The organism is Streptosporangium sp. NPDC049046, from assembly GCF_040649155.1.
Classification (GTDB): domain Bacteria; phylum Actinomycetota; class Actinomycetes; order Streptosporangiales; family Streptosporangiaceae; genus Streptosporangium.
On record NZ_JBEZEZ010000017.1, the window covers coordinates 142,903 to 167,456 of the forward strand.

At 69.4% G+C, this 24,554-nt stretch carries 24 protein-coding genes; 8 read left to right on the forward strand and 16 right to left on the reverse strand.

Annotated elements, in window-relative coordinates:
• Window positions 1–98 precede the first annotated feature (98 nt).
• Entirely contained in the window at window positions 99–950 is an 852-nt protein-coding gene (locus tag AB0B96_RS24365) for a DUF72 domain-containing protein (protein WP_362902069.1), read from the forward strand.
• On the opposite strand, the gene AB0B96_RS24370 is transcribed toward AB0B96_RS24365, so the two are convergent.
• Window positions 937–2,376 (reverse strand): DHA2 family efflux MFS transporter permease subunit, encoded by a 1,440-nt coding sequence (locus tag AB0B96_RS24370; protein WP_362902071.1) that lies wholly within the window; start codon window positions 2,374–2,376, stop codon window positions 937–939. The genes AB0B96_RS24365 and AB0B96_RS24370 overlap by 14 nt on opposite strands.
• Window positions 2,377–2,450: 74 nt before the next feature.
• A complete protein-coding gene (locus AB0B96_RS24375; protein ID WP_350941984.1) occupies window positions 2,451–2,939 on the reverse strand; it encodes a MarR family winged helix-turn-helix transcriptional regulator in 489 nt (162 codons plus the stop codon).
• 241 nt (window positions 2,940–3,180) lie between these two features.
• Between AB0B96_RS24375 and AB0B96_RS24380 the strand changes: the two genes are divergently transcribed.
• Window positions 3,181–4,146: a serine hydrolase domain-containing protein gene (locus tag AB0B96_RS24380; protein ID WP_362902073.1), complete on the forward strand. Its 966-nt coding sequence runs from the start codon at window positions 3,181–3,183 to the stop codon at window positions 4,144–4,146.
• Window positions 4,147–4,309: 163 nt separating this feature from the next.
• Here the strand turns inward: AB0B96_RS24380 and AB0B96_RS24385 are convergent, their stop codons facing one another.
• The 5 genes from AB0B96_RS24385 to AB0B96_RS24405 all read right to left on the reverse strand — a co-directional run bounded on the left by AB0B96_RS24385 (window position 4,310) and on the right by AB0B96_RS24405 (window position 9,077).
• The gene (locus AB0B96_RS24385) at window positions 4,310–4,555 is read right to left on the reverse strand and encodes a hypothetical protein (RefSeq protein WP_350941987.1); all 246 of its coding nucleotides are present in this window, start codon (window positions 4,553–4,555) and stop codon (window positions 4,310–4,312) included.
• A gap of 259 nt (window positions 4,556–4,814) precedes the next feature.
• Window positions 4,815–5,708, reverse strand: coding sequence for a L,D-transpeptidase family protein (locus AB0B96_RS24390; protein ID WP_362902075.1), 894 nt, complete (start codon window positions 5,706–5,708; stop codon window positions 4,815–4,817).
• A 558-nt stretch (window positions 5,709–6,266) separates the two neighbouring features.
• Entirely contained in the window at window positions 6,267–6,686 is a 420-nt protein-coding gene (locus tag AB0B96_RS24395; RefSeq protein WP_362902077.1) for a Rieske (2Fe-2S) protein, read from the reverse strand.
• 50 nt (window positions 6,687–6,736) lie between these two features.
• Entirely contained in the window at window positions 6,737–8,407 is a 1,671-nt protein-coding gene (locus AB0B96_RS24400) for an ATP-binding protein (RefSeq protein ID WP_362902079.1), read from the reverse strand.
• Between the two features lies 1 nt (window position 8,408).
• Entirely contained in the window at window positions 8,409–9,077 is a 669-nt protein-coding gene (locus AB0B96_RS24405; RefSeq protein ID WP_350941994.1) for a response regulator transcription factor, read from the reverse strand.
• 179 nt (window positions 9,078–9,256) lie between these two features.
• Here AB0B96_RS24405 and AB0B96_RS24410 point away from each other — a divergent pair, with 179 nt between their 5' ends.
• Window positions 9,257–9,793: a hypothetical protein gene (locus AB0B96_RS24410; protein WP_362902082.1), complete on the forward strand. Its 537-nt coding sequence runs from the start codon at window positions 9,257–9,259 to the stop codon at window positions 9,791–9,793.
• A 332-nt stretch (window positions 9,794–10,125) separates the two neighbouring features.
• Here the strand turns inward: AB0B96_RS24410 and AB0B96_RS24415 are convergent, their stop codons facing one another.
• Both AB0B96_RS24415 and AB0B96_RS24420 read right to left on the reverse strand, forming a co-directional pair.
• Window positions 10,126–11,217: a hypothetical protein gene (locus AB0B96_RS24415; RefSeq protein ID WP_362902084.1), complete on the reverse strand. Its 1,092-nt coding sequence runs from the start codon at window positions 11,215–11,217 to the stop codon at window positions 10,126–10,128.
• Between the two features lie 247 nt (window positions 11,218–11,464).
• A complete protein-coding gene (locus tag AB0B96_RS24420; protein WP_362902086.1) occupies window positions 11,465–12,112 on the reverse strand; it encodes a hypothetical protein in 648 nt (215 codons plus the stop codon).
• A 207-nt stretch (window positions 12,113–12,319) separates the two neighbouring features.
• Between AB0B96_RS24420 and AB0B96_RS24425 the strand changes: the two genes are divergently transcribed.
• Together AB0B96_RS24425 and AB0B96_RS24430 are read left to right on the forward strand one after the other, a co-directional pair.
• Entirely contained in the window at window positions 12,320–12,856 is a 537-nt protein-coding gene (locus AB0B96_RS24425) for a peptidylprolyl isomerase (protein ID WP_350942001.1), read from the forward strand.
• A 356-nt stretch (window positions 12,857–13,212) separates the two neighbouring features.
• A complete protein-coding gene (locus tag AB0B96_RS24430) occupies window positions 13,213–14,088 on the forward strand; it encodes a rhomboid family intramembrane serine protease (RefSeq protein ID WP_362902088.1) in 876 nt (291 codons plus the stop codon).
• 50 nt (window positions 14,089–14,138) lie between these two features.
• Here AB0B96_RS24430 and AB0B96_RS24435 read toward each other — a convergent pair whose 3' ends face one another.
• A complete protein-coding gene (locus tag AB0B96_RS24435; protein ID WP_362513423.1) occupies window positions 14,139–14,384 on the reverse strand; it encodes a cell division protein CrgA in 246 nt (81 codons plus the stop codon).
• Between the two features lie 211 nt (window positions 14,385–14,595).
• On the opposite strand from AB0B96_RS24435, the gene AB0B96_RS24440 reads away from it, so the two are divergent.
• The 3 genes from AB0B96_RS24440 to AB0B96_RS24450 all read left to right on the forward strand — a co-directional run bounded on the left by AB0B96_RS24440 (window position 14,596) and on the right by AB0B96_RS24450 (window position 16,181).
• On the forward strand, window positions 14,596–15,246 hold the full coding sequence (locus AB0B96_RS24440) for a class E sortase (protein ID WP_362902090.1): 651 nt from the start codon (window positions 14,596–14,598) through the stop codon (window positions 15,244–15,246).
• Window positions 15,247–15,272: 26 nt separating this feature from the next.
• Window positions 15,273–15,431 carry a hypothetical protein gene (locus AB0B96_RS24445; protein ID WP_350942005.1) on the forward strand — a complete coding sequence of 53 codons (159 nt, stop codon included), beginning with the start codon at window positions 15,273–15,275 and terminating at the stop codon, window positions 15,429–15,431.
• Between the two features lie 177 nt (window positions 15,432–15,608).
• Complete coding sequence (locus AB0B96_RS24450; protein ID WP_362902093.1) at window positions 15,609–16,181, forward strand: gamma-glutamyl-gamma-aminobutyrate hydrolase family protein; 573 nt, start codon at window positions 15,609–15,611, stop codon at window positions 16,179–16,181.
• A 280-nt stretch (window positions 16,182–16,461) separates the two neighbouring features.
• Here the strand turns inward: AB0B96_RS24450 and pknB are convergent, their stop codons facing one another.
• The 6 genes from pknB to AB0B96_RS24480 form a co-directional block, all read right to left on the reverse strand.
• Window positions 16,462–18,330, reverse strand: coding sequence for a Stk1 family PASTA domain-containing Ser/Thr kinase (gene pknB / locus AB0B96_RS24455; protein ID WP_362902095.1), 1,869 nt, complete (start codon window positions 18,328–18,330; stop codon window positions 16,462–16,464).
• Between the two features lie 82 nt (window positions 18,331–18,412).
• Entirely contained in the window at window positions 18,413–19,930 is a 1,518-nt protein-coding gene (locus AB0B96_RS24460) for a protein kinase (protein ID WP_362902097.1), read from the reverse strand.
• Window positions 19,927–21,384 carry a penicillin-binding protein 2 gene (locus tag AB0B96_RS24465; protein WP_362902099.1) on the reverse strand — a complete coding sequence of 486 codons (1,458 nt, stop codon included), beginning with the start codon at window positions 21,382–21,384 and terminating at the stop codon, window positions 19,927–19,929. Before AB0B96_RS24465 ends, AB0B96_RS24460 begins: the two co-directional genes overlap by 4 nt.
• Entirely contained in the window at window positions 21,381–22,760 is a 1,380-nt protein-coding gene (locus AB0B96_RS24470) for an FtsW/RodA/SpoVE family cell cycle protein (RefSeq protein WP_362902101.1), read from the reverse strand. Before AB0B96_RS24470 ends, AB0B96_RS24465 begins: the two co-directional genes overlap by 4 nt.
• 4 nt (window positions 22,761–22,764) lie before the next feature.
• Window positions 22,765–24,075, reverse strand: a complete 1,311-nt coding sequence (locus AB0B96_RS24475) for a PP2C family serine/threonine-protein phosphatase (RefSeq protein WP_350942013.1) — start codon at window positions 24,073–24,075, stop codon at window positions 22,765–22,767.
• Window positions 24,072–24,539 carry an FHA domain-containing protein gene (locus AB0B96_RS24480; protein ID WP_350942014.1) on the reverse strand — a complete coding sequence of 156 codons (468 nt, stop codon included), beginning with the start codon at window positions 24,537–24,539 and terminating at the stop codon, window positions 24,072–24,074. Before AB0B96_RS24480 ends, AB0B96_RS24475 begins: the two co-directional genes overlap by 4 nt.
• Window positions 24,540–24,554 lie beyond the last annotated feature (15 nt).

Below are 24,554 nucleotides of genomic sequence, written 5' to 3' on the forward strand. Positions count from 1 at the left end.
TCTGTCGCGAATGCGATGGTCTATCGGGATGCCCGGTCGGATGATGGATCTAACGTACGACGCCCGGTTCGCTCCCGTCCTTGGATAGCGTCGAGGTCATGCGGCTTCATGTGGGATGCGCGATGTGGACCCTCAAGTCATGGCAGGGGACCTTCCTGCCCCACCCGCTCCCGCCGGGAGAGCGCCTGCGGGCCTACGCGTCCTGGTGCAACGCGGTGGAGGGCAACACGACGTTCTACGCGACACCGTCGAGGAGCACGGTGGAGTCGTGGGCGCGGCAGACCGCGCCCGACTTCCGGCTGGTGGTGAAGCTGCCCAAGTCGATCACGCACGAGAGGCGCCTCACCGGCGTCGACGAGGAGGTCCGGTCGTTCCTGGAGACGATCGAGCCACTCGGGCCGCGAGCCCACGCCCTCTGGATCCAGCTGCCGGGGTCGTTCGCCCCGACCGACCTCGGCACCCTCGCCGCTTTTCTGCACCGGCTCCCTCGTTCGCACAGGTACGCCGTCGAGGTCCGCCACCGCGCGTTCTTCGACGACGCGCGGTCCGCGCGGCTTCTCGAAGGGGTTCTCGCCGGTGTCGGCGCCGAGTGGGTGCCCTTCGACACCACGACGCTCTTCCGGAGCCCTCCGACCAGCGACACCGAACGGGAGGCGTGGTCGAGGAAGCCCCGGATGCCGCTCCGGTCGGTCGCCCTCACCGACCGGCCGATCGTCCGCTACCTCGGCAGGGACGACACCGAGAGCACGATCGAGGGCTGGCAGCACTGGATCGGCACGGTCACCGGTTGGCTGCGCGAGGGCCGCTCGCCGACCGTGTTCGTGCACACCCCCGACAACGCCGACGCGCTCACACTCGCCCGTCGCTTCCACGACGACGTACGGGCCCTGCTGCCGGAGGTCGAGCCGCTGCCCGAGCCCATGCCCGCCGAGCCGCTCACCCTCTTCTGACCGGCCCGGGCTGCCGCAGCACGACGAGCGCGACGGTGAAGGCGGCGAGGAGCAGGGCGGCGGCGACACCGAAGGCGAGGTGGTAGCCGCCGGTGAGCGCGGAGGCCGTGCTCTCTCCCGCCGAGAGCAGTTCCTCGGTACGCCGGGCGGCCAGCGTGGACAGCACCGCGACGCCGACGGCCATGCCGATCTGCTGGGTGGTGTTGAACAGCCCGGACGCCAGGCCCGCGTCGTCGGCCCCCGCGCCGGACATGCCGAGCGTGGTGAGTGCCGGGAGCACCAGCCCGCCGCCCGCGATGAGCAGCATCACCGGGAGCAGGTCGGTGACGTAGTTCGCGTTCACCGGTACGCGGGTGAGCCAGCACATCGCGCAGAACAGGAGCACCAGGCCCGCGAGCAGGACGGCGCGCTCGCCGAAACGGGTGTTGAGCCGGGCGGAGAGGAACAGGGACACGCCGCCGATCGCCACCGCCGCGGGGAGCATCGCGAGGCCGGTGTCGAGGGCGCCGTAGCCGAGGACCCGCTGCATGTAGAGCGCGACGATGATCTGGAAGGCGAACATGGCCGACAGCGTCAGGATCTGGGCGAGGTTCGCGCCCGACACGTTGCGCGAGCGGAGGATCCGCAGCGGCATCAGCGGGGTCCTCGCGGTCGCCTGGCGGACGAGGAACGCGGCGAGCAGGGCGATCGAGACCGCGCCGAGGCCGAGGGTGTGGGTGGCGAGCCAGCCGTACTCCTCGATCTTGACCACGGTGTAGAGGCCCAGCATCAGCCCGCCGGTGACCAGTACGGCGCCGAGGACGTCGGCTCCGGCGGCGAGCCCGATCCCGGGCTCGCCCGGCAGCGCCCGGATCGCGAGCGCGATCGTGACCAGCCCGATCGGCAGGTTGATGAAGAAGATCCAGTGCCAGCTGAGCGCGTCGGTGAGGACCCCGCCCAGGACCTGGCCGATCGAGGCTCCGGCGGCGCCGGTGAAGCTGAAGACGCCGATCGCCTTCGCACGCTCCCCGGGCTCGGTGAACAGCGTCACCAGGATGCCCAGCACGACCGCCGAGGCCATCGCGCTGCCGACGCCCTGCAGGAACCGGGCGGTGATCAGCATGCCGGGCCCTGTGGACAGTCCGGCCAGGAGCGACGCGGCGGCGAAGACCGTGTTCCCCGCGAGGAACATGGTCTTGCGGCCGATGAGGTCGCCCAGCCGGCCGGCGAGGAGGAGCAGCCCGCCGAAGGCGATGAGGTAGGCGTTGACGGTCCAGCTGAGCCCGGCGGGCGAGAAGCCCAGGTCCGCCTGGATGGTCGGCATCGCCACGGTCACGATGCTGCCGTCCAGGATCGTCATCAACATCGCGGCGGACAGCACGGCGAGCGCCGTCCAGCGCGAGGGAGACGTATCGGCGGGGCGTGCGGAAGGTGCGGTACGCGACATGGGGTCGCCTCCTGTTCAGGGGGAACAGGAGAGACCGTAGCAGATAGTTTTGTTGTAGACGATCCTCTATGGATTCACTTTGTGCGCTGCCGTGCCCGCCGGACTCCCTGCGGTGCCTCCACGGGGGTGGCGAGATGTCCGGCCACCAGGCGCTTCAAGGCTCGTACGAGCACCTCGCCCTCGTCTCCCGGCAGCGCGGCCAGGGCCGCCCTGTGCACGCCGTCGACGATCTCCTGGCTCTGCCGCGCGACCTGCGCGCCCTTCTCGGTGACCGCGATGATCCGGGCCCGCCGATCCGTGCTCGACGGGCGGCGCTCGGCGAGGCCCGCCTTCTCCAGGGCGTCGACCGTGACCACCATCGTGGTCTTGTCCATGTCGCCGAGCTCGGCGAGCTGGATCTGCGTGCGCTCCTCCTCCAGGGCGTGGACCAGCACGCAGTGCATCCGTGCGGTGAGCCCGATCTCGGCGAGCGCCGCCGCCATCCGGGTCCGCAGGACATGGCCGGCGTGGTCCAGCAGGAAGGAGAGATCCGGCTCGGTACGGGCGGGTGCCATCGCGGTCATGCTCCTCACCATAGCCAACCGGTACCGTTCCGGATTATCCGCAAGCGGACGCACCCGCCGGGCCCCGGCCGACCGCGTTCGCCCGGCGAAGTCCCGTCGCGGTCCGCAGTCCCGCAGGGGGCCTGCCGGAAACGAGGCGAGAAAGGCACGGCCGGCGGGCGCGAACGGCCCCGGTTCTCCACGCGCGTCGTGATCGACGAGGGGTTGATCCTGACACGGTGGCAGGGCGTAGAACGGAACCATGAGCAGCGACACACTCAACGACCGTCTCGCCCTGGCCGTGAAGCAGGGCCGGGTGCCCGACCTCCACGGCGTGGTCGCCGTCCGCCACGGCCAGGTGATCCTTGAGCACTACGGCGAGGGCGAGGACTTCAAGCTGAACGAGCCGCTCGGCCGGGTGCGCTTCACGCCCGACACGCTCCACGACCTCCGCTCGATCACCAAGAGCGTCGTCGGACTCCTGTACGGCATCGCCCTGGCCGACGGCGAGGTGCCGGAGCCGCGCGAGCCACTGCTCCGGCACTTCCCCGAATACTCGGACCTCCCGCAGGATCCCCGGCGCGCCGCGCTCACGGTCGAGCACGCCCTCACCATGACGCTCGGCCTGGAGTGGGACGAGAGCGCCCCCTACACGAGCACGGCGAACAGTGAGATCGCGATGGAGTTGTCCCCCGACCGGTTCCGCTACGTCCTGGAGCAGCGCATCGTGGAGGAGCCGGGCACGAAATGGTCCTACTGTGGAGGCGCTTCCGCGCTGGTGGCGCGGCTCATCGCGAAGGGCACCGGACGGGCGCTGGAGGACTACGCGCGTACCAGGCTGTTCGAACCGCTGGGGATCACGCGCTTCGAGTGGTCGTCCGGCGAGGACGGGACGGCGATGGCCGCCGCCGGGCTGCGGCTCACCCCCCGCGACCTTCTCGCGATCGGGCGGCTCGTGCTCGAAGGGGGTGGCGACGTCGTCCCCTCGTCCTGGCTGAAGACGGCCCTGCACCCGCACGTGCGGATCGCCGAGGACCTCCACTACGGCTACCACTGGTATTCGGGCGACACGTGGAAGGGAGGGTCGGGCAACGGCGGTCAGGTGATCTACGTGGCGCCCGCGCTGGACCTGGTCGTCGCCATCACCGGAGGGCAGTACAACACGCGCGATCGCTCGATGACCTCGATCGTGCTCGAAGAGGTGATCCTGGAGGGGATCAGGTCCTGAAGACACGCCCGTGGGTGATGTCGATCGCCGGACGCCGCCAGGTGGCCGGGGAGTCGGGGACGTGTTCGACCGTGGGTCCGTCGGCTCGCCGGGGCGTTCTCGTCCGGCCACCGGAGGGCGCGTCGAATGTGCGCGACAGCGTCCCTCCACGCAGGGAAGTGCGTCAGGGATTCTTCGCCCGCGGCCGCTGCGTGATCGTGTTCCTCACGATCCACAGGACGCTCTGGTGGATCGCCACCCCGGCGGAGACGTTGAGCACTCCCAGCGCGGCCGCCGTCATGAGTGACCCGTCGAGCCCGATCGCGTCGCCGGCCAGGAGCACCACGGGCCAGAACACGGCGGCGGCGAGGAGGGAGGCGCGCCACCAGCGCCCGAAGACCAGGCCGAACAGGATCATGGTTGGTATCACGATGCACGCCCTTCGGAATGATCAGCCGACATCCTCATCATCACCTCGGGACATCGGTTCTAAGCTTCCGAGATCGGCTCGATCGGCGTACAGGCCGGGATTTTCGCGGCGGAACCGGCGCGGGGCGCCCGCACGGCTCGTCGCCAGGTGTCCGCGCGCAGGTGGGGGCGCATCGCGAGCCGGGCCAGGCCCGCTCGGCTTGTCACAGGCGCCCGCACCCACCCGGCCACGACCTCCCCGCTCCGATGCGCCCGCACGCTCACCGGCGGCCACCGGTGTCACCTCCCGTCCGCCGGCCGGTGGAGCGCCCTGGACGCGAGGATTTCTTGGACGAGCGGTGCGGAGCCTCGACAGGTCGTGCCTTCGGGATTCGCGGGCGCCGCTCCCCACGAACCCTCATCGCACGTCCGGTGGGAGCCTCCGGGCGGCGGACGTACACCGGAGTCCCCGGCTGAAGGAACCGGTAGAGGTCGAGGGCGTTGTGCAGCGGGACCCGGACGCACCCGTGGGACGCGGGGAAGCGGGGGACGAGGGTGGAACCGTGGATCGCGATGCCGCCGTTGAAGTAGACGGGATAGAACATCGCCCCGAGGATCCCCGTGGACCAGCCGGGGACCCGAACCCCCACCCGATAGTCGCCGACCGGGGTCGAGGCGAACCCGCAGTGGCCCTTCTCGCAGTACGGCCTGCGGGCGCCGGTGGAGATGTGGGTCACCAGCACGGGTTTCCCGTCTCTCCACGCGACGAGGAGTCGGCGCCGCAGATCGATCTCGGCCCTTTCCCGCTCCCCGTACGTCACCAGGGGCCTGATCCGGCGAGGGCGCAGGAGGGCCTGCCAGGTCGGCAGGTCGATTCTGTCGACGGGTTTCAATCCGTTCGCTTTCTGGAACGCCCATACGGTCATTCGCAGAGCGGAGTCGTACAGAGGGCTGAGATTCCCCGGGGAAAATCCCAGATCCTTGAGTCTTTTCTTCGCGTTGTGCACCTCCATTCCCCTGCTGCCCGTTCTGAGGACCGTGAATTGATCCGGGAGGGGGAGGTGCCGGGAGTCGGGGGTGGGGTCGGCCACGGCGGGTGCGATGCCGAAGGGGAGGGTTGTGGTCAGGGCGAAGACGGTGCCGGTGATCAGGGAACGTCGAACTGTGCTTCGCATGGTGTGACGTCTATCCGCTGTCGGGCGTGACCAACCCTTTGACATTACTTGCCGGAGAGTGAGACTTGTACATCCGCATGCGATTCACGGGTTATCTCGGCTGGATTTTCTCGGGTAAATATTCATATATGCCCCGGTGGCGTTATGCGACGATATCAATTAGATATTTCGGAAAACGTTCACCGGGTGCGCGTGGCGGGCCGTCCGGTCGCGAGTGCGGAAGCCAAGCGTCTCCCATCGCCGTGCGGACATCGGATGCCTCTCACCGAGCGGGAGCTCCCGGCGGCCTCCGCTTCCTCCGTGGCCGGGCGGTCATCGGATGTCCCGCCCCGGGAGTGACGTCTCCTGCCCCTCGGGAGCGGGTGCGATCCGCCGAGACCGTCCTGGCCGCCGGGCGAAGCGTATTGATTCACGTGAAACCTTCGCCGACGTCCGGGGAGGTCATCGGTCACGGTCCACCCGTCCGGTCCACCCGTCCTGCCTGCTCGGCCGGCTCCGTTCGGCTCGCCTGCTTGGCTCGCTCGCGCGGCCCGGCCCGCCACGTCCGAAGCCGAGCGGTCAGCTCAGCCTGATGATCCCCTTGGAGACCTTGATCTTCTTGCGGGCCAACGGCCGCTTGGCGGGGCCTCTGGCCACCGAGCCGTCGGCGATCCTGAATTTGCTGCCGTGGCAGGGGCAGTTGATGGTCCCGCCGCGGACGGTGGCGACGGTGCAGCCCTGGTGCGTGCACTTCGCGCTGAAGGCACGGAAGGTGCCCTTCACCGGCTGGGTGACCACCCATGTTCCCTTGATGATCCGGCCGCCGCCGACGGGGATGCCGCTCGTCTTGGCGAGGATGGGACCTGCGGTCTCCTCGGACTCCTGGGTCTCCGAGGATGCCTGGGCGGGGCGTACCCATGTGGCGGCCGACGCGATCACGGCGGCGGCGCCGCCCGCGAGACCTCGGAAGATCATCAGTCGACGGGTTGGGGCGGGCATGGTGGGCCTCCTGGGGAGTGAAGGGCGCCGTGATAGATCACCTGTGGGGTTCATATCACAGGAAAACGGGCCTGTAGCCAGGCTTCGCGATCTTTCCCCGCGACGCGCAGGCTTCCACCGTGCCGTACCGCGATGTCCCTCGCGATGGCGAGCCCGAGCCCCGCACCGCCCGCGTCCCTGTCCCTGGCCTCGTCCAGCCGGGTGAAACGGTCGAAGACCGCCTCGTGGTGCTCGGCGGGAATGCCCGGCCCGTCGTCGCGCACGTCGAGCACCGCCTCGCCGCCGTCCACGGCCAGCCGGACGGTGACCGTGGAACCCGCGTGGCGTACCGCGTTGTCCACCAGATTGGCCACCAGGCGGCGCAGTTGGCCGGCGGAGCCCATGACCACGGTGTCGGCCGCCACCTCCAGCGTGACCTTGACCTCCGGCCTGGGCCTCGACCTGGCCGCCTCCTCGGCGGTCACCTGGCCGAGATCCACCTCCTCGTGACAGGCGGGTTCACCGGCGTCCAGGCGGGCGAGCAGGAGGAGATCGGAGGTGAGCGCCTGGATCCGCTCCACGTCGGTCAGCGCCTCGGCCGCGAGCGGCCCCGGCTGGGCCAGCTCCAGGCGGGTCCGCAGGATGGCGAGCGGGCTGCGCAGCTCGTGGGCCGCGTCGGCGACGAAGCGCTTGTGCCGGCCGACGGCCAGTTCGAGCCGGTCGAGTGTGCTGTTCATGGTCTCGGCGAGGCGGGCGATCTCGTCGCGCGATTTCGGTACGGGAACCCTTCGGTGCAGGTCGTTCGCGGTGATGTCGGCCACCTCGGCGCGGATGGCCGAGACCGGTGCCAACGCCCGGCCGACGGTGAGCCAGGTCAGGACGGCGACCAGCAGGAGCAGCGCGGGAATGCCGGGAAGCAGCAGGCCGCGCAGGGACCTCAGGGCGTCCATCGTGGGCTCCATCGATGCCCTGGCCTGCACGAACAACGTTCCGTTCGCGGTGTCCACCGGCATCGTGGCGAGGGCGAAGGAGTCACCGGACGCCCATGGCGCCGGCTCGGCGAGTTGGAACGCCGGCGCGCCCGCCACGCTCCGCAGCGCCACCGCCGGGGGTGACACCTTGTTCGCGGTGCCCTTCGCCGCCGCTTCCGAGGGCGACGCGGTGCCCTTCGCCGCCACCTCCGAGGGTGACGGGATGCCTTTCGCCGCCGCTTCCGAGGGTGACGCGGTGCCCTTCACGGCCGCTTCCGGGGGTGACGCCGCGTCCGATGTACCTTTCGCTGCCGCCGCATGGGGCGACGGCTCGTCCGCCGTGCCCCGGATGGCCACCTCCGGGGGTGACGTCGTGCCCTTCCTCTCGGACGATGGGCCCGCGACCGCCGGAGCCGGCCATACGGGGTGCGTGAAGATCTTGATGTCGGGATCGAGAAGGGTCGCCTCCGAATGCCGGAGGACCCCGGCCGCCGTTCCGGTGACGGTCACCACGGTGGCCGACGGAGCCTCGGCCGTCGCGGGAACGGCGGCCCGCGTGACGTCGATCGCCGGAACGTCGAGCATCACCGTGCCACCGGCGAGGACGTCGGCGGTCGCGGCGGCGCGGCGGGTGGCCTCGTCGGAGGCGCTGCGTGTGAGGCTCCCCGTCAGCACGCCGACGAGCACCGCCGACGCCACTCCCAGCGCGACCGCGACGATCGCGGTGGCCGCGAGGGTCGCCCGGAGTCGTACGGAAAGACGTGATGCCATCTCAGGCCTCCAACCGGTAGCCGGCGCCGCGCACGGTCACCAGTGACGAGCGGCCGAACGGAGCGTCGATCTTGCGGCGCAGCGCACTGACGTAGACCTCGATGATGTTCGGGTCACCGTCGTAGGAGAAGTCCCACGCCTGGGCCAGCAGCTCGCTCTTGGAGACGACCTCGCCCTGTCTGCGCGCCAGGCCGTGCAGGACCGCGAACTCCTTGGGCGTGAGGGAGATCTCCGTGTCGCCCCGGCGGCAGCGGAGCCCCGCCGGATCGACGGTCAGGTCGCCGACCACGATGGACACCGGCCGCGCCCCGCCGCCCCTGCGCACCAGCGCGCGCAGCCGGGCCAGCAGCACCACGTAGGAGAACGGTTTGGACAGGAAGTCGTCCGCGCCCGTGTCCAGGGCCTCGGCCTCGTCGTGCACCCCGTCCTTGGCGGTCAGCATCAGGATCGGCGTCCAGTTCTCCGCGTCGCGGAGCTTGGCGCAGACGGCGTAGCCGTTCATCCGGGGCAGCATGACGTCGAGCACGATCACGTCGTACGGGTTCTCGGTCGCCATCCACAGGCCGTCGCGCCCGTCGTACGCGACGTCGACGGCGAACCCCTCGCCTGCCAGCCCTTCCTTCAGGAGATGGGCCAGGCGTTTCTCGTCCTCAACCAGCAGCACGCGCATGCCGCTCAGACTGCCGTACCGCGCCTAAAGCCAACCTGAAGACGACTTCCGGCGCCTTCAGCCTGGGTTCAGGCAGCGGGCGGGAAGCTGTGGTCTCCGGAACCGCGGGCCGGTCCGCTTCCCGATTCGTTCATCGATCCGCCTGACATATCGATCCGTCTGACAAGGAGAACAAACACATGCGTATTCGCATGCTCGCCGCCGCCGTGGTGACCGCGGGGGCTCTGATGGCCACGCTGACCGGGGCCGCCAGTGCCGACACCCCCACCCCCGCGCCCCTTCCCAAGGATGGTGTCGCGCGGCTCGTCGACTGCGAGGGCGGCGGCAAGATAAGCCTGACGACGCGCACGCTCACCGAGGCCGAGCGCAGGGAACTGGAGAAGGGCGGAGCCGCTCTCGCGGTGCCCGCCGTCCCCGCCCCGCCGCTCGGGGAGACCGGTGAGGCCAGGAAGGCCGAAGCCGGCCGCGTCACGATCACCAAGGACTTCAGGGCGGCGAAGCCGGCCGCGGAGCCCTCCGCCCTGCCCGAGGACGTCACGGTCATGGCCGTGCCCGCCGTTCCCGCAGGGGTACCGGAGTCCGGCGAGGCGGCCACACTCTCCACGGCCGTGCCCGTCCCCGACGGGGACGCGGTCACCGAGGTGAGGGTGGCGCAGAAGTCCTCGGAGGGCGACGTGCCCACCGTCACCTGCGTCATGAAGGCCGAGGAGAAGTGACCTCGCGGGGACGCCGTGCGAGCGGAGAGGCGTCCCCGTGAAGACCTGCGAACCGGCCGGGGCATCCGTGCGGGAATGGTCCGGCCGGTTCGCAGCCGGTTGCTCGGAGGCGATCCGGGAAGCCTGGCAGGTCCGTGGCCACCGGGTCACGGAGCCACCGGGCTACAGAACCGCCGGGGACGACCTCGAGCGACCGCAGGACCGGCCCGGGAGTCCGCGCCGTACGGGGGACGGTGCGGTTCACCCTCCGGTAAGGTCTTCCATCGCTCGTGCCCGGACTCGGGAAGAACGGGCTCCGAGCGATGGAAGACCTCCCGAAAGGGACGCGGTGTTCAACCTTCGGGGAAGGACGGGTGCGGCCCCAGGGCCCAGTACTCGTACAACCCGTAGCCGATCCGGCCGTCGTACTCGAAGCGGCCGACCGCGTCGACCATGCCCCACATCTTCTGGGCGTCCTCGGGCAGCGTGTGGGTGACGCCTTGGACCACCGGGTGGGAACCCTGGTACATGCCGTGCTTCCAGTCCGATTCCAGGCCATATCCGGTGCCCACCATCAGGTGCACCGGGAGAATCGGGACGCAGTGCAGGTCGAAGGGCTTCCCGCCCGGCGGGGAGAAGGAGATCGTCGCCTCGCGCACCTCCCGGGTGCCGTCCAGGTACGTCGGGCGATACTCGGGACGGCCGAGATACTCCTCCTCACCCTCCCGCGCGGACCCGAACCCCCACACGCGCACCGCCTCCTCCAGGACTCGGCGGCCCTTCTCGTCCTCCTGGATGATGCAGAGGATGGCGTGGTCGTCGAACCGGACAGGCGTGTAGAGCCAGTAGAAAGTCCCCGCGTTGCGTGCCTGGATGCCCGGGGGCTCGGGCTCGCCGACGGGGCGGATGCCCCACGAGCGGTCGCGGGTGCCCTGCCAGCGGTCGGGGGTGACCTCGACGCGCTCGTCGCCGATCAGGATGTGCCCGGTCCACCGGCCGGTCTGGGCCATCCGCGAGGAGTCGAACACCACGCGCTCCTGCCAGCGCAGGAAGTGCCGGGGTTCGAGCGTGGCCGGTACGGTGCCCTCCCAGGTGAGGTCGAAGGACAGGCCGTGCTCCGTGGGGTCGAGCACCACCCGCAGCCGTCGCAGTCCCTCGATCACCTCGACCCTGAACGGGCCGACCCTCGTGTCCATCCGGTCGTCGCCGAGCTCCCGGGAGGCCCTGACCACGCGGTGCAGGTTCCGGTGGCGCACGCAGGCGAACGCGTCGGTGACCCCGAGGTTGGGATACTGGCCGAGACCGACGATGAGCATCAGCTCGTCGGATCCGGCGTGGCAGTTGAAGTAGTACCGGTCGTAGAAATTGCGGTCCGACGTCGTGACGTGCCGCATCACCTCGGACGACTGGTGTACGGGATGGTCGTCGAGGGGCGACAGCGTCATCGGTGCTCCTTGGGCCGGGGAACACGTTCTAACAAGTGCTTGGTGATCGGTCAACGGGTCGCCACCCGGAAGTTCGGTCAATGGGGTGCCGCGCGCAAACACGGCCGACGGGCCGCCACACGAAAGTACGGCCCGCACCTTCGCGGTGCGAGCCGTACTTTCTGCCGACGTCGTACGCCGTGATCGGTTGCGCGCCATCTCCGGGGCCGAGCGGGAGCCCGGTCATCCGAGAGGCGCGCCCCGTCCCCTAAGGGGTTCTCTTCGGCGTTTGCGACGTGTGCGACGCGTGTTCGGCCTTGGTGTCGGCAACCTTGTCGGTGACCTTGGCGCCGACCTCCTCGGCCTTCTTCACGGCGTCGTCCACCGCGCCGGAGGTCTTTCCGGCCACCGCCTCCGTCTTCTGACCCACCCACTGGGACGCGTCGGAGGCGCTCTCCTTCAGAGTGTCCGCCCACTGGTCGGCGTTCTTGCGGTACAGAACGTAGCCCGCCGCAGCGATCGCGATGCCCGTGAACAGCAGGAACATCGGTGTTTTCCTGGACTTCACGGGAGTGGGATCGATCCTCGCGGCGGCCTGGGACAGCGCGGCGCTGAGTTTCGGCGCGAGCTGCTCCTCGATCGAGTGTGCGGCGGCGTCAAGCCTCGGTGCCGCCCACCCACGTGCCACGATGATCTTCTCGCTCGCCATGCCGCGGGCCTGGCCGGCCACTTCACGGGCCTGACCGGCCATCTCACGGGCTTGACCGGCCACATCGCGAGCCTGAAGGGCTACGTCATGTGCGTGCTGACTTGCCGCGTCACGGGCATGACTGGCCATTGGGCCGACCCGATCCGCGGCTCGGACGGCCTGAGCCTTCACGTGGCGCAGCCGCCTTTCCGGTGCCACGATCTTCATGTGGCGCTTTCCAAACAGTGCTAGAGGCACAACAACCTCCCCATTCGTTGGGGCCCCGTCGCCACCCCTTCCCGCTCGAAGGCGGCTCAATCATGACGGCCCGTGGGAGGATGCTTGGGGATGCGGCCACGGCCGAAATCGTCAAAGTGCCACAAAAGCAATACGTTGCTCAGGTATTGCCTACGACCTGAAGGGGGCAGTCCGATCATGGCTGAGAAGTTGATCGCGAACCTCAACACCAACCGCGGCAGCGTGAAGGTCCAGCTCTTCCCGGATCACGCGCCCAAGACCGTGAGAAACTTCGTCGAGCTCGCCGAGGGCACCCGCGAGTGGGTGCACCCGGAGACCGGCCAGAAGTCCACCGCCAAACTGTACGACGGCACGATCTTCCACCGGGTCATCTCGGGATTCATGATCCAGGGTGGCGACCCGCTGGGTCAGGGCGTCGGAGGCCCGGGTTACAAGTTCGACGACGAGATCCACCCGGACCTCTACTTCAACCGTCCCTACCTGCTCGCCATGGCCAACGCCGGTGTCCAGTTCGGCCGCGGCACCAACGGCTCGCAGTTCTTCATCACGGTCGTGCCCACGCCGCACCTGAACGGCAAGCACACCATCTTCGGTGAGGTGATCGAGGGCCAGGACGTCGTCGACGCCATCGCCAAGACCGACACCGACGCCCGTGACCGTCCCACGGAGCCCGTGGTCCTGGAGTCGGTGACCATCGAGCGCGTCCAGAGCTGATCTCATGCTCGGCGGCCTCCGTCGGAGGCCGCCGTTCGCGTTCCCGCACACCCTCGTCCGGCCCCTCCGGCCCCACGCGCTGCCGCCGGGACGCGCCGGTCCCGTGCAGCCTCACCTCGGTCCTCGCCCGGCTCTTTCCGCCCTGTCCTTCGGACCCGCCCCGTCCCTCGGCGGCGCCCGCGCCGTCCCTCGGACCCGCCCCGTCCCTCGGATTCGCTCGTCCGAGACCGCCTCACCTCGACCTGGGCTTCGCCCGGTGCGGCTCAGTCGCCGTTAGCGGGTGCACAGGCGCTCGGGATCGTGAATAGGCTGGCAGTCTGTGGATAACAGCACGCTCGAAGGGGCCAGCCACACACATGACCACCCAGCCGTCCAACGAGCCCGACACCGTTGTCCCCACCTGCTACCGGCACCCGGAACGTGAGACCTACGTCCGCTGCCAGCGCTGCGAACGTCCCATCTGCCCCGACTGCATGCGCGACGCCTCGGTGGGCTTCCAGTGCCCCGAGTGCGTGAACGAGGGCAACAGGGGCATGCGGCAGGCGCAGGCGGTCTTCGGCGGCCGGGCGGTCACCACCCCCCGGGTCACCTGGACGCTGCTGATCGTCAACATCCTGGCGTACGCCGTCGAGACCGTGAACACCAACTGGGTGCTCGCGAACTTCACGATGAACGCCTACGAGGTCGGTTATCAGGGTGAGTGGTGGCGCCTCATCACCGGTGCGTTCCTGCACCAGCCGCTGGGTGGCTCAAGCTGGGCACTGACCCACATCCTGTTCAACATGTGGGCGCTCTACGTCATCGGCCCCGAGTTGGAGCGGCGCCTCGGGTCGGCCAGGTTCCTGACGCTGTATCTTCTCTCCGCGCTCGGCGGATCCGTCGCGATCTACCTGTTCGGCATCGCCGCGGTCGGCGCCTCGGGCGCGATCTACGGCATGTTCGGCGCGCTGTTCGTGCTCGCGAGGAGGCTCGGCTACAACGCCCAGGGCGTGCTCTGGCTGATCGGCGTGAACGCCGTGATCACCTTCGTGATCCCCGGCATCAGCTGGCAGGGGCATCTCGGCGGTCTGATCGTCGGCACCCTGGTCGCCGTGATCTTCGCCTTCGCCCCCGCCAAAAACCGCAGCGCGATCCAGTGGGGAGGTTGCGCGGTGATGCTGGTCGTCCTGGTCGCGATGGTGTTGGGTCTGCCACCGTTCGCCGTCCAGGCCGAGCTCGGGATCTTCGGTTGATCTCCACACCCTGATGCTTCCCCAGGGTGTGGACAATTCCTGTGGAAAAGCTAGCGCCACCGAGTGGACAGGACCACCCCGAGGATGATGAACGCGAACCCGACCAGCAGATTCCAGTTCTGAAGGTCGCCGAGGAGGGGCGCGGTGGGCGCCACATAGTAGACGGCGATCCACAGGATGCCGACGATCCAGCAGGTCACCATGACCGGCGCCAGCCAGCGCGGGCTGACCTTGATCTGCTGTGACGTCTGCGGCGGGGTGTAGACCGGCTTCTTACGAGTCTTGGGCTTGGGCACTGGGGTTCTTCTCCTGCGTCAACCCTGCGCGATCCGGATCGTGCGCAGGCCGTGTCGGTGAGCGTGGTCGCTAGCGTGTGAAGTTCCGTGTAAGGATAGTCGGCGCAGGTGGGCCGTGGCGATTCCACAGGGCACCATCCTGTGGCAAATGTTATGCCGGGCCCGTGATCCGGCTCGCCGCGGCGGCCTTTCCCGTCACTACCCTGCCCCCATGAGAGCAGCGCTGAGGGCTCTGGGCGACCTCAGCCTCACCGCGGGGCTGGTCGTCCTTCTCTTCTGCGCCTACCTGCTGTGGGGCACCGGTTCCTACACCGCCGAGCAGCAGGCGCTGCTGCGTGAGGAACTCCTGGCGCAAGCCCCACCGGGCGGGAAGGCAGGGGGGCGGCGGGACAGGGCGGCCTGGCCGGTCCGGCTGGGCGGTGCGGTGGCGATGCTGACGATCCCCAGGCTCGGTGACGACTACCGGTACGCCATCGTGGAGGGCGTCGACCAGGATCGGCTGAGGATGGGCCCTGGGCACTACCCAGGAACCGCCATGCCAGGAAAAATCGGTAATTTCGTACTTTCGGGCCATCGGACCACCTACGCCGCCCCCTTCAACCGCATCGACGAGCTCCGCAGGGGCGATCTCATCCTGGTCGACACCCGCGAGACCCGCTACACCTACCGCGTCACCGGCAAGCGCGTCGTCGACCCCACCGAGATCGGCGTGATCGCCCCGGTCCCCGACCGGCCGGGCCGCGAGCCGGACAGAGCGCTGATCACCCTGTCCACCTGCCACCCGGAGTACTCGGCCGCCCAGCGCCTCATCGTCTCCGGCGAGCTGGAAGGCCGTGAGAACCACCCGGTACGGCCCGGGTAACCAAGATCGGAAAGAAGGCGGGTCTCATGTACGGCTGGATCTGGCGGATGCTTCCCGGCAACCTCGTGACCAGGGTGTTCGCCACCCTGGTGCTGGTCGGGCTGGTCGCCGTCGTACTCTGGTATGTCGTGTTTCCCTGGATCGAACCTCGCATCTCCCTCGACCTGACCACCGTGGGCCGATGAACCGCGCCCTACCGGCCGTCGTGGGCCGACGAACCGCGGGCCGACGAACCGGCGTGGACCGTTGAACAGGACCTTCCTGACCGCCCAGGGCCCGACGAACCGGTGTGGGCCGTTGAACGGGACCCTCCTGACCGCCCAGGGCCCGACGAACCGCGTCGCCTCGATCGTCGTGGGCTGATGAGCCGGGTCCTCGTCGTCGACAACCACGACAGCTTCGTCCACACCATCGTTCAGTATCTCCGCGAACTCGGTGCCACCTGCGACGTGCGCCCGCGCGACCAGGTCACGGTCGAGGACACCCGTGGCTTCGACGGGGTCCTGATCAGCCCCGGCCCCGGCACCCCGGAGGACGCCGGGGTGAGCGTCCCGCTCGTCGGCCACTGCGAGGCCCACGGCATCCCGCTCCTCGGCGTCTGCCTGGGACACCAGGCCATCGCCGTCGCCCACGGGGCGACCGTGGCGCGGGCCCCCGAACTGGTGCACGGCCGCACCAGCGCGATCGAGCACGACGGGCAGGGTGTCTTCGCCGGCCTGCCGTCCCCGGTGACCATGACGCGCTACCACTCGCTGGCGGTCCTGCCAGAGACGGTTCCCGAGGTCCTCACGGTCACCGCGACCACCGAGGACGGTGTGATCATGGGCTTGCGCCACCGTACCGCCCCCGTCGAGGGCGTGCAGTTCCACCCCGAGTCGGTGATCTCGGAACACGGTCGTCAACTGCTCGGAAACTGGCTGGAAAGATTGTTGTAACGCGGGACCCATCCTGGACGATTGACCAGTGAGAGCCCTTCCGCCATCGCCCCCGAGTGGCGGAAGGGCTCTTCCCCGTTTCAGGGCCCACCTGTTTTCCAGACCTCCCCGTCCCATGGCCCCCGCCTTCAGGACCTTTCCCGTTCGCGTGTCCCGTGCGCGTGCCTCTCAGCTTCGCGTGCCTCTCAGTGGGAGACCGCGCCGGGTCGGAGGACGGGAGACGACGAAGGCCCCCGCGGTCGCGAGGGCCTTCATCGGATGATCCGGTCAGCTGCTCGGATCAGAACTCGTCACTGGGCGCCTCGTCGAAGATCGTGCCCTCGTCGGGATTCGTGGGCGTCTCATCCGGCTGCTCGTCGGGAACGGTCGGCTGCTCGTCGGGGAAGGTCGGCTGCTCGGTCGGCTGGGGCGGCGCCCCGCTCGACACGATCAGCGTGATGGTCGTCCCCGGCTGATACTTGCTGCCCGCCTCGGGAGACTGGCTCAGCACGGTGCCCTTGGGCAGGTCGCTCGGCTGCTCGGAGATCTTCGCCTTGAAGCCCGCCTCCTTGAGCGCCCTCGTGGCGTCCTCGACCGTGAGGTTCACCACGGACGGGACCTCCATCGCCTCCTTCGGGACGTAGATCCGGACGGTGCTGCCCTTGTTGGCCTTTTTGCCCGCCTCGGGCACGGTCTCGAAGACGATTCCCTGCTTGCGGCTGGAGGCCTTCGTCTGCACGCTGACCTTGAAACCGGCATCCGCAAGGACCTGCTTGGCCTCCTCCGTGGTCATATTGAGCACGGAGGGCACCTCGACCTTCTCGACGCCCTTGGAGACCTTGAGCGTCACCTCGGTGTCCTTCTCGACCTCGGCGTCGGCCGCGGGATCGGTCTCGATCACCGACCCCTTCGGGATCTCGTCGTCGTACTCCTCGACCGTCTTCACCTTCAGGCCGAGCTCGGTCAGCTTGTTGGTCGCCGCCTCCTCGGTCTGCGAGACCAGCTGCGGGATCGTCACCTTGGCCGAGGCGGTGGGATCGCCGGGCGAGCTGAGGAACTTGACGCCGACGCCGATGAAGGCACCGATGATCAGCAGCGGGACGATGATCCACGCCGCGGTCTTGACCGCGGTGTTCCCGCCGCTCTGCTGCCGGCGTCGGCCGCCCCCGCCGGTGCGCCCGCCGCCGCCCTCCTCGCCGTACTCGTACGGGGGGACGGCGGTGGTGCGCTGGGTGGCGGGGCCGCCGGGGCCTGGCGGCTGCATCATCGTCCGGGTGCCCGCGCCGTAGTCGTTGTTGGCGCTCAGGGCCATCGTCTGGGCGTCCGTCGGAATGCCGGACATCGCCCGCTGGATGTCGGCCCGCATCTCCCCGGCGCTCTGGTAGCGGTGCGCCGGATCCTTCGCCATCGCCTTGAGCACGATGGCGTCGGCCCACGGCGGGATGTCGGGGTCGATCTGCGACGGCGGGATCGGATCCTCGCGCACGTGCTGGTAGGCGATCGCGACCGGGGAGTCACCGGTGAACGGCGGCTGCCCGGTCAGCAGCTCGTACAGCACGCAGCCGGTGGAGTAGAGGTCGCTGCGGGCGTCGACCCGCTCGCCCCTCGCCTGCTCCGGCGAGAGGTACTGGGCGGTCCCGATCACCTGGGCGGTCTGCGTCATGGTCGCGGCCGAGTCGGCCATCGCGCGGGCGATGCCGAAGTCCATCACCTTCACGTCGCCGTTGCGAGTGATCATGATGTTCGCGGGCTTGATGTCGCGGTGGACGATGCCGCCGCGGTGGCTGTAGTCCAGCGCCCGCAGGATCCCGTCGACCAGCTCGGCGGCGCGCTCGGGCAGCAGCCGCCGGTCGGCCCGCAGCAGGTCGCGCAACGTGCGGCCGTCGACGTACTCCATCACGATGTAGGGCACCGGTGCGCCCTCGGAGACGTCCTCGCCGGTGTCGTAGACCGCGACGATGGACGGGTGGTTCAGTGACGCGGCCGACTGCGCCTCCCGGCGGAAGCGCGCCTGGAAGATGTGATCCCTGGCCAGGTCCGCGCGGAGGGTCTTGATGGCGACGATCCGATCCAGCCGGATGTCTCGGGCGCGATAGACCTCGGCCATGCCGCCACGCCCGACGACGCCGTCAAGCTCGTAGCGATCGCCGAGGCGTCGGGGCTGAGTCATTTCCTGCACTGTCCCTTACCGTTCATCTTGGGTGCCGGTGAGCTCTTGGGCCACCGGTGTCCATCATCGACCCGTTCCCGCATCACGTCTCCTCGTTCGGTGGCTCTGTGTCACCGGGTTCAGGAGTCGGGCTCGGTGTGGGGCTCGGTGTCACCGTCGGGCTGGGTGTCGGGCTGGGCGTCGGGCTGGGGCTGGGCGGTGGCGACGTACTCGGCCTTACGGTGGGCGTGGCCGATGTGCTTACCGTAGCCGACGGCGTGACCGAAGGGCGGGCCGAGTTCGTCGGTGAGAGCGGCGGTCTGCTCGTCGGAGACCTGGTTTCCGTCGGTCTGGCCGTCGGAGACCTGGTGGCAGGGCTCGACCGTACGACCGGCTCTCCCGGCTCGTTGTCACCGGGCTGGTTCGTCAGCTCGTGGACCGCGAGGGCGCCCAGCCCGACCGCGGCGGCGCACCCCGCGACCGCTGCGACGATCACCGTCTTCCTGCGCAGGCCGCGGCGCCCGCGCACCGGAGCGGTGCCCGCCCCGTTCGCGCCCGCCCCGTTCGTGCCGGCGCCGTGACCGGGCCCGGGACCGGAACCCCCGCCCTGACCGGCCCCGGAACCCACGCCCGCGCCGAAACCCGCACCCGCTCCCGCACCGACACCTGCTCCCGCACCCGAACCGGGGCCGGACTCGGGCCGGGGAGGGACGGCGAGGGCGGAGGTGACCTCCTGAGGCCACTCGCTCGCGGGCTCCGCGCGCCAGCCCACCGGGTCGGTGAGCATGCCGAGACCGGTGGAACCGGTGGAGGTCAGCGCGTCGAGCAGCATGTCCGCCCGCTCCGACAGCTCCCTGGCACCGGCAGGCCGCCGCAGCGGGTCCTTGGCCAGGCACGCCATGACCAGCTCGCGAACCGCGGGAGGGACGCTCGACGGCAGTGGCGGCGGTGGCTCGCCGATGTGCATGAGGGCGATCGCCACCTGCGTGTCGGCGCGGAACGGCGGCCGACCGGCCAGGCACTCGTAGGCGACCACCCCGAGCGAGTAGATGTCGGTGGCGGCCGTGAGCGGCTCGCCCGACGCCTGCTCGGGGCTGACGTACTGCGCGGTGCCCATCAGGATGCCGGTCTGGGTGACCGGCACGGCCTCCAGCGCTCGCGCGATGCCGAAGTCTGTGATCTTTATCACGCCCGCCTCGGTCACCAGAAGGTTCCCGGGCTTGATGTCCCTGTGGATGATCCCCGCGCGGTGCGCGGCGTGCAGGCCCATCGCGGTCTGGCGGACCACGTCGAGGGTGATCTCCGGGCTCAGCGCGCCGTCGCGTGCCAGGATGCCGGCGAGGGACTGCCCCGGCACCAGCTCCATCACCAGGTAGGCGACGCCCTCACCCTCGCCGTAGTCGAAGACCTGCGCGATGCCGGGATCGGACAGCCCGGCCGCGATGCGCGCCTCGGAGCGGAACCGCAGGCGGAAGGCCGGATCCTCCGCCACATGAGGACGCAGCAGCTTCACGGCGACCTCACGGCCGAGGAGCTCGTCCTCGGCCCGCCACACCTCACCCATGCCGCCCGACGCGATCCGCCCCAGCGGGCGGTATCGGCCCCCGAGCAACGCGGTCATCTACCCAGCACCGCTTCCATCACGCTCTTGGCGATCGGGGCGGCGGTCTGACCACCGGAGGCGTCGCTGCCGGCGCTCCCGGACTCGACGATCAGCGCGACGGCGACCTTGGGGTCCTCGGCGGGGGCGAAGGAGATGAACCACGCGTGCGGGTCACGGCCCCTCGCGGTCTCGGCGGTGCCGGTCTTGCCGCCGACCGTCACCCCCGGGATCTGCGCCGCGCTCGCCGTGCCCTTGTTGACGACATTGACCATCATCTCCTGGAGCTTGCGCGCGCTGTCCTCGCTCATCGCGGTGTCCAGCTCGTCGGGGTCGGCGCTCTCGATCTCGCCGCCCTCGGCGTCCGCGATCTTGTCCACCAGGTACGGCTTCATGACCACGCCGTTGTTGGCGATGCCGGCGGCGACCATGGCCATCTGCAGCGGGGTCATCTGGTTGCTGCGCTGGCCGATCGAGGCCTGGGCGAGGGCCGCCTGGTCCTCCTCGGGGCCGATTCCGCTGCCCGCGACCGGCAGCGGGATCTCGATCGGGTCGCCGCCGATGCCGAACTTGAGCGCCTGCTCGCGCAGCGCGTCGTAGCCGAGGTCCATCGCGATCTTGCCGAACGGGGTGTTGCAGGACTTCTCCAGCGCGAACGAGAGCGTCACCCGCCCGGCTCCGCACGCCGCACCGCCGTAGTTGGGCAGGTCGGCGGTGGTGCCCGGCAGGTCGAGCCGCTGCGGGGCGTCGACCTGGGTCTCCGGGCCCACGGTGTCGTCGCTCTCCAGGTATGCGGCGGTGGTGACCACCTTGAAGGTCGAGCCGGGCGGGTAGGTGCGCTCGATGGCCCGGTTGAGCAGCGGCTGGTCGTCGTCGTCGCTCAGCTTGTTGTAGGCCTTGTTGACCTCGGCCTTGCTGGGCTTGGACAGGGGGTTGGGGTCGTAGGTGGGGATCGAGACCATGGCGAGGATTGCCCCGGTCTTCGGCTCGATCGCGACCACCGCGCCCTTCTTGCCGCTCTCGCCCAGCGCCTTGTACGCGGCCTCCTGCGCCCTGGGGTTGATCGTCAGATCGACGTTGGCGCCCTTGGTCTGCTTGGCGGTGAACAGGTCGATGCTGCGCCGGATCAGCAGGTCGGCGCTGCTCCCGTCGAGCAGGCTGTTCTCCGCCCGCTCCATGTCGCGCTCGCTCTCCGGCGCGAAGAAGCCGGTGATGGGCGCGTAGACCTTGCCCTCGGGATAGCGCCGCTGGAAGCGGAACTCGGAGTCGCCGGTGTCGATCGACTCGGCGAGGATCTTGTCACCCGCGGTGATGCGACCACGCTCGACCTCGTACCGTGCGAAGAAGTTGCGCGTGTTGCGCGAGTCGTCGCGCAAATCCTCCGCCCGTACGGCCTGCAGGTAGTTCACGTTGATCATGAGCAGGCCGAACATGAGCAGGCAGGCAAAGGCGGCGCGCTTGAGGGGACCGTTCATCGCTGGAACACCTGCGTCATTCCTTCGTCCTGGATGGCCTGGGGCGGAGGCTTCCTCGCCGTATCCGACATGCGTACCAGCAGCGCGATAAGAATCCAGTTAGCCAGCAGCGCCGATCCGCCCTGGGACATGAACGGGGTGACCAGTCCGGTCAGCGGGATCAGGTTGGTCACGCCGCCCACGATGATGAAGACCTGCCAGGCGAGGATGAACGACAGGCCGCCGGCCAGCAGCTTGGAGAACGGCTCACGGGCCGCGATCGAGGTGCGCAGACCGCGCTCGACCAGCAGGGCGTAGACCATCAGCAGGGCCATCAGCCCGGTGAGGCCGAGCTCCTCGCCGGCGGCGGTGAAGATGAAGTCGGAGAAGGCGAGCGGGATCAGGTTGGGATGTCCCTGGCCGAGCCCGGTGCCGAGAACGCCGCCCTGCCCCATGGCGAACAGTCCCTGCATGAGCTGGAAGCTGCCGCCGAGCTCGCGGTCGTACAGCGCCGGGTTCTCCGGGTCGAGGAAGACCTCGAAGCGGGCCGCGACGTGGTCGAAGATGAGCCCCGCCAGGACCGCGCCGCCGACGAAGAGCAGGATGCCGATGAGCACCCACGAGGTGCGCTGGGTGGCGATGTAGAGCATCGCGATGAACGTGCCGAAGATCAGCAGCGAGGAGCCGAGGTCCTTCTGCAGGATCAGCACGCCCAGGCTGAGACCCCAGGTGATGAGGACAGGTCCCAGGTCGCGGGCCCTGGGCAGGTCGATGAAGAGCAGCCGCCGCCCGGCCAGGGCGAGCACGTCGCGCTTGGCGACCAGATAGCCGGCGAAGAAGATGACCAGGGCGAGCTTGGTGAACTCCGCGGGCTGGAGGGTGAAGCCGGCGATCTTGATCCAGATGGTCGCGCCGTTCTCCGAATGGCCGATGAGAGGCAGCAGCGGAGCGATCAGCAGGACCAGGCCGACGGCGCCCATGGTGTAGGTCAGACGCTGCAGCGCGCGGTGGTCGCGCAGCACGATCAGCGTCACGGAGAACATGACGACCCCGACGGCGGTCCACAGCAGCTGAGTGGTGGCCGAGGCGCCGCCCATGCCGGAGGCCTCAAGGCGGTAGATGACCACCAGCCCGATACCGTTGACCAGCGTCACCAGCGGCAGGATCAGCGGATCGGCCCAGGGGGCGAACTTCGCCAGGACCAGGTAGGCGGCGAGCATGAGACCACCCAGGCCGAGGCCGTAGGTGAGCATTCCCGATGGGATCTGGTTGTCGAGGGCCAACCCCACGTTGGCGTACGCCAGCATCACGATGGCGACCGCGAATGCGAGCATCGCCAACTGGGCCACCCGCCGTTTGGCGGGAAGCGGGACCGGCTCGGCGCTAGGGGTGCTCATGTGTCTACTGTGACCTTGTGGGTTCGGGGGCCCTGGCGGGCGCGGAGGACGCGGAGGCGCTCGGGGTCGCGGTCGGCTCTTCCTTCCGATCGGCTTTGGCCGCGGACGACTTCAGCTCTTCGATCTTCTTCAGGCCCGCTTCGACGGTGGGAACGGGGATGCCGTCGCGGACCTGACCCTGCTGGAACGCTCCGAGGGAGGTGATCGATTCCGCGGTGCTCTGGGCCACGTCGAAGAGCTCGAAGGGGCCGAGGTTGGTCTTCACGCCCTGGAAGACCACGATCTCGTTGCCCTTGGCGCCCACGAAGTACTGGTCTTCCAGCCACTGGCCGCCGAAATACCAGCCCAGGCCGCCTCCGACGACGACGACGCCACCCACCACGGCCAGGAGCGGCCACAGTCGGCGGCGTTTGGCGGGTCGGGCCGCGGCCCTGATGATCGGCTCGTCGATGTCGTCGTCGTCGGAGATGACGGGCTGCGGCATGGTGACCGCGCTGGCGCGACCCGCGGGGGTGTCCGGCAGCTCCGACCGCGGCATGCTGGAACCCGCGGCGCCGACCACGGCCGCGTCGGTGCGCGGCACGTGGCTCTCGTCCACTTCCAGCACGTCGGCGAGGACGCAGGTGATGTTGTCGGGGCCGCCGCCACGGTTGGCCAGGTCGATGAGGGTGCGGACCACCCCCTCCGGGTCTTCGATCGTGGAGAGCGTGTGGTGCAGTGTCTCGGCGCTCACCACCCCGGACAGGCCGTCGGAGCAGAGCAGGTAGCGGTCGCCGACCTGGGCTTCGCGCAGGGACAGGTCGGGGTCGACCTCACCGCTGCCGTCGAGCGCCCGCAGCAGGATCGACCGCTGTGGATGGGTGGCGGCCTCGTCCTGGGTGATGCGGCCGTCGTCCACCAGTGACTGCACGAGGGTGTGGTCGTGCGTGATCTGGTAGAGCTCCCCGGCGCGCAGCAGGTAGGCGCGTGAGTCGCCGACGTGGACCAGGGCGACCCTCGTCCCCGACCAGAGCATGGCGGTGAGGGTGGTGCCCATGCCCTTGAGGCTGGGATCGCGCCCCACCATCTCGTGCAGCTTGCGGTTGGCGTCGCGTACCGCGGCCTCGATGGCGCTGAGCAGGTCACCCCCTTGGGCGTCCACGTCGAGCGAGGACATCGCGGCGATGGCGACCGAGCTGGCCACCTCGCCGTGTGCGTGGCCGCCCATGCCGTCCGCGACGGCGAGCAGGCGGCCGCTGGCGTAGGCGGAGTCCTCGTTGCCTTCGCGGAGGAGGCCGACGTCGGAGCGGGCGGCGTAACGGAGTGCGATGGTCATTTGCGCAATTCGATGACGGTCTTACCGATGCGGATCGGAACACCGAGCGGCACCGGAGTCGGACGGGTGACTTTGGAGCGGTCGAGATACGTGCCGTTGGTCGAGCCGAGATCTTCCACGATCCACTGACCGTCCTGGGGAAAGAGCCGGGCGTGCCGGCTGGAGGCGTAGTCGTCGCTGACTACCAGCGTCGCGTCGTTCGCCCGGCCGATGGTGATGGGCGTCTCCGAGAGGGTAATGGTGGTGCCTTGGAGGGGGCCACCGGTAACGATCATCTCCCGTGGCTCCCCCTTCCTGGATTTGGCCGCGGGCTTCACAGGCTTGGGGGCCTTGCGCGCGGGGACGGCGGCGGCCGTGCGTGATCCGAACAAGTCTGTCCGGATCACACCGACCGCGGCAATCACGAAGAACCACAGCACCGCGAGGAAGGCGAGCCGGATCAGCAGCAGCGTGAGCTCGGACATGGACCGTCTGTTTAC